Origin of the sequence: Mariniflexile aquimaris, from assembly GCF_042676825.1 — a bacterium.
GTDB lineage: Bacteria > Bacteroidota > Bacteroidia > Flavobacteriales > Flavobacteriaceae > Mariniflexile > Mariniflexile aquimaris.
Genome location: NZ_JBHTIB010000018.1, coordinates 1 through 4,822, shown reverse-complemented (window position 1 = coordinate 4,822; position 4,822 = coordinate 1). Strand labels below are relative to the sequence as shown.

Sequence of the window (4,822 nt, the reverse complement as noted above, 5' to 3'; positions counted from 1 at the left end):
ACCCGCAACTTTCCATATACATAAACGTTGTGGGTAATTTAAACAAATCGTATAAAAAGAATGAATGCAGCTGAATTTAGGAAATTAGTAGCTGAACATTTTTCACCTAAAATTCGTGAATTAGGTTGGAAAGGTTCTGGGTTTCATTTCAGAAAAAACCCTGAAAATCATATTGGAAATCTTTTTGGGATTCAAGGTAGTTGGTATGGTGGTTCAGTATGTTGCGAAACAGCCATTCATTTTGATTTTATGCTAGACATGGCAGGTTTGACTTTTGATAAAATCACTTATGCGAGTTCTTTAATTAGAAAAAGATTATCACCCAAAGGAGAAGGAGATTATCATTGGAATTTCAGCAATGACCTCAAAAAAAATATTGAATCGGTAAACTCAATTTGGGATTCGTTTGAAAAACACGGAACAAGATTCTATAACGATTTTGCTAACTTTCCGCAACCTTTTGACAAAATAAAACCGACTGATTTACGAAATAGTAACAATTATAAAATCCTTGGGAAATATTATGTTGGAAATTCTATTGAATTGGCAAATCTCTTAAAAGAAGTAAATCTTTTAATCGGTAATCAAGCCCAAGCCAGAGAATTTTCTGAAATCGGAATTGAAGGAGTTAATGAACTTGGAAAAAGACTGTTAGTTGGTAAAAAAACCAAATCCTACAGAGAAACAGAAAGGTTCATTGAAAACCAAATAAAAAAACTGACAGTTGAATAAAAAACTACCCACAACACAGTATATAAAAAATTGCTATTTTTAGCTTAACCAATGTTAGTTGCTCGTTTGCTAGCTTCTGATTTTCCTTCGGAAAATCCTCGCACACAAACACGCAACTTTCCATATACATAAACGTTGTGTGTCATTTGAGCATCGAACTTCTAATTGAAAATTTTGAACTAAACAAAAAAAGGAATTGAACAATATGATTGAAAAATATGACGGAAAGAAGTATACTCTGAAAGAATATTTACCTGTTATTTTTCTATTCATATTTTTAATTGGATTCGCAATTTATACTATTTTAAAAAAAGGAGATTTCGAAGATGTTTATTTGAGTACAGTATTTGACGAAAAAGTCATTGACGTTTATGAAGAAAAAGGAAATACTTATTTATTACTTACAAACAGAAATAATAGATATAAATTTGAAAACAGTCGGAATTACAATTACGAACCTGCCTTTCTATTTGATTTTTTAAAAGAAAATGACCGAGTAACTAAAAACAAATGTTCCGATACAATTTATATAGAAAGAGATTCAAAAAAATATCATTTTCTAATTGGTAGCACATCGTATAATCGGAAAGGAAAAACAAAGGAATTTGTCCAAAAGCACCTAAACGAAAGAGCAATAATGAATGACAGAAATGATTGTGATTGAAAGTAAAAGTGAAAAGAAAAACGAACACACAACACCGTATAAAAATAATTGCGGTTTAGTGCTAAAACAAAGGTAGTCGCGTGTTTGTAACGTCTGATTTTCCTTCGGAAAATCCTCGCATACAAACCCGCAACTATTCTTATACATAAACGTTGTACAACATATGAAAAGAACATTATTTACATTTGGAGTTATTTTTTTACTCGTTACTTCCTGCAACCAAAATTCAAAATCTAAAACTATTCGAGAAGGAGAACCTGATGTTTATAATATCAATTCATCAGATTCTAAAATGAATGAAGCAATTAAAAACGCAAAAAAATCTTTTGACCTTTTTCAGAATGCATTGACAAGTAAAAATCCTGATTTTGAATATTTTTCAATAAAACAAAAATTTGACACTCCACAAGGTGGTGAACATATTTGGGTTCAAGACATAAGATTTGTAAACTCTCAGTTTGTTGGAATTATTGGTAACGAACCTGTTAATACAAATGAAGTCAGTTTGGGTGACACCATAACTATAGACAAAAATAAAATAAGTGACTGGATGTATTTCGACAAAGGTATTACAAGAGGAGGTTTTACAATTAAAGTTTTAAGAGACCAAATGACTGAAGAAGAACAAAAATCCTTTGATTTGGAAAGTGGACTATTATTTGAATAAAATACGTTGTACAACACCGTGTAAAAAACATTGCTTATTTTAGTTAAACCGTTTGGTCGTTGCTTTGTTTGCTAGCTTCTGATTTTCCTTCGGAAAATCCTCGCACTCAAACACGCAACGTTCCTTACACATAAACGTTGTAAGCAAGCTAAAAAAATGAAGAAACTAACATTAATAATTCTAACTTCAATTTACATTTTCGGTTGCAAGGATATAAATCGGACTGAAAATTTGCTTGCCAAAGTTGATAGCTTAAAAATTGAAAATGATTCTCTAACCAAAATATTGACTGAAAAAAAATCTGAATCTAATTATTGGTTCGATGTGGAATATGATGGAAAAAAACTAATTGAAATCGGAATTAAAAATCCAGAGGAATTTATCGAAAACACTCTTCGTGAAAAAACCGAACTGATTCCTTTAAAACCAACTTTGGGAGGAACAATGAATTACGACAAAATTCAACTTTTAAGCAGAGAATGGTTGATTGCCGACTTTAGCGACGGACACGTTGAAGGAAGAGCAATATATAAATACAAATTAAATAAAAAAGGACTATTGGAATTTGAGTTACTGAATTCAATTGAACCTGAATAAATAAAAGCCAGCTTACAACACCGTGTATAAAAAATTGCTATTTTTAGCTTAACCAATGTGAGTTGCTTTGCTTGCTTGCATCTGATTTTCCTTCGGAAAATCCTCGCACACAAGCACGCAACTTTCCATACACATAAACGTTGGCAAACATAAGAAAAACATAACCTGAAAGAAATCAAGAGATTTATAATTGTGAAAAAAAAAGGAGAAAAAAAAAGAAATATTCTCAAATACATTAGTGAAAGATGGACTCTTTTTCTTTTTTCAGGAATTGTCTTGTATTTTCTGTTCGGTATAGTTTTGAGAGGAAACTTGAAGAATTATCTTCTGAATAAAAATTCTGAAATGACTAAAGCTGTTATTGTGAATGAAGAGAATTATTGGGGAAACAGTCCTGTTTCTAAAACCTTCTCCTATTCTTACGAATTTACTGTTGAAGGAAAAAAATATAGAGAAGACTCAAAAAATGAAAAGTTAAAAATCGGAGATACTGTTTGGGTTGAATATGTAAGTTCTTATCCAAAATTTAGCCGAATGAAAATTGAAAAATAAATGGATAAAAAATTACGATTTGCCAACACCGTGTATAATTAATTGCTTTGGTCGTTGCCTATTTGGAAAATTCCTTCGGAATTTTCACGCGTTCGTTTTTGTTTACTAAATTAGTTGCTGAAACACGCAACTAACCATACACAAAACCGTTGTGCATAATTATGAAAAACATCCAAATTTTAATAATATTTCTATTTTCAATTGGTATTTATGCGCAAAACATAAGCAGAATAAATACGGATATAAAACTATCTGACTCTCTGACTTTGGATTCTGAAATCCGAATCTATGCTGGTGGCGGAATAACAAATTATTCTTCCCTTTTTAGAATGTACAAAGACAAATCGGACAAATGGACAGCGGAATTTTACCAACATTATGCAAAGGTCTCTGGACAAGCAAAACTACGGTCTGAAAAGCAAACTCTAAAATCGAAAAATGATATGGAGTATGTTTGGAATAGTATTTTACGCACCAATGTTCAATTCCTTCCAAATATGTCTGAAATAAAGTATAAAATGAGGGAACGTGGAAATGTAGAATTCGTGGATGGAGAATATCAGCTTATGTGGAAAGCTAAAGAAATTATGGATGGAATTGGTTATAAAGTACAAATCAAAGCGGATAAAAAATTTAACGAAATTGATTATGGAAATCCCGAAAGCTATTTAAAGTATTATCCCGAAGTAGACGAATTAATATATTTCAATGAACTTTTAGATATAATAAAAAATGAATTTGAAATATGGAAAAAATAACTATGCACAACACCGTATAAAAAAAATTGCTAGTTTTAGCTAAACCAAAGTTAGTTGCTTGTTTGCTAGCTTCTGATTTTCCTTCGGAAAATCCTCGCACACAAACACGCAACTTTCCTTATACATAAACGTTGTAGCACATTTGAGAAAACGAAATGCAGAAATTAATAGTAATCATTTTCATTTTAATTTACAATCTGAATTTCGGACAGGAAAAAGTATATAAACTGATTTCAAAAACTGAAAATTCGGATATTAATTACAAAGCGTTTAAGAATTTTGACAACTTCAAAATCTACAAAAATGACGGACTGAAAAAAGCATTTAATCCAAAAAAAGGAAAAAATGATATTTACGTATTCATTTCGGAATTCAAAGGAGATTCCTTCGACGGAACTCGTAAAACTTTTCACGATTATCTGATTTTAAAAGTTGACACTAAATCGGAATTAATAATTGACGGATTTCAATACACGATGGAATGGGCTGAACCACCAGCAATATCGGATTTATATCGAGTGACTGAAAAAAATATAAAAATTGGTAACGGAATTGACTTGAATTCACTAAAAATGGAACTTGACAAAAATTACCAAACTGAATATAGAAAATATTTAAATGATAACGGAAAGTTGAATCTGAATTAAAAAAACGTGCTACAACAACGTATATAAAAAATTGCTGGTGTTGTGTTAAAACAAAGGTCGTTGCACGTTTGCTACGTCTGAATTTCCTTCGGAAATTCCTCGCACGCAAACCCGCAACTTTCCATATACATAAACGTTGTGCCTCATTTTGACCCGTCCTGAAATAAGGCTACATAATTTTAAACATTATGTATAGAAATGACAA

The 4,822-nt window shown here is 31.1% G+C and carries 7 protein-coding genes; all 7 read left to right on the top strand.

The features are described from left to right. The first annotated feature begins 60 nt into the window (after positions 1–60). The 7 genes from ACFQ0I_RS15700 (at position 61) to ACFQ0I_RS15670 (ending at position 4,617) form a co-directional block, all read left to right on the top strand. The gene (locus ACFQ0I_RS15700) at positions 61–732 is read left to right on the top strand and encodes a DUF4304 domain-containing protein (protein WP_379943909.1); all 672 of its coding nucleotides are present in this window, start codon (positions 61–63) and stop codon (positions 730–732) included. Positions 733–937: 205 nt separating this feature from the next. Then, positions 938–1,396: a hypothetical protein gene (locus ACFQ0I_RS15695; protein WP_379943908.1), complete on the top strand. Its 459-nt coding sequence runs from the start codon at positions 938–940 to the stop codon at positions 1,394–1,396. 163 nt (positions 1,397–1,559) lie between these two features. After that, positions 1,560–2,063 carry a DUF2314 domain-containing protein gene (locus ACFQ0I_RS15690; protein ID WP_379943907.1) on the top strand — a complete coding sequence of 168 codons (504 nt, stop codon included), beginning with the start codon at positions 1,560–1,562 and terminating at the stop codon, positions 2,061–2,063. Between the two features lie 156 nt (positions 2,064–2,219). Next, entirely contained in the window at positions 2,220–2,660 is a 441-nt protein-coding gene (locus ACFQ0I_RS15685) for a hypothetical protein (RefSeq protein WP_379943906.1), read from the top strand. Positions 2,661–2,852: 192 nt separating this feature from the next. Continuing rightward, the gene (locus ACFQ0I_RS15680) at positions 2,853–3,212 is read left to right on the top strand and encodes a hypothetical protein (protein ID WP_379943905.1); all 360 of its coding nucleotides are present in this window, start codon (positions 2,853–2,855) and stop codon (positions 3,210–3,212) included. Positions 3,213–3,373: 161 nt separating this feature from the next. Continuing rightward, on the top strand, positions 3,374–3,970 hold the full coding sequence (locus ACFQ0I_RS15675) for a hypothetical protein (protein ID WP_379943904.1): 597 nt from the start codon (positions 3,374–3,376) through the stop codon (positions 3,968–3,970). Between the two features lie 155 nt (positions 3,971–4,125). After that, positions 4,126–4,617, top strand: a complete 492-nt coding sequence (locus ACFQ0I_RS15670) for a hypothetical protein (protein WP_379943903.1) — start codon at positions 4,126–4,128, stop codon at positions 4,615–4,617. Positions 4,618–4,822 lie beyond the last annotated feature (205 nt).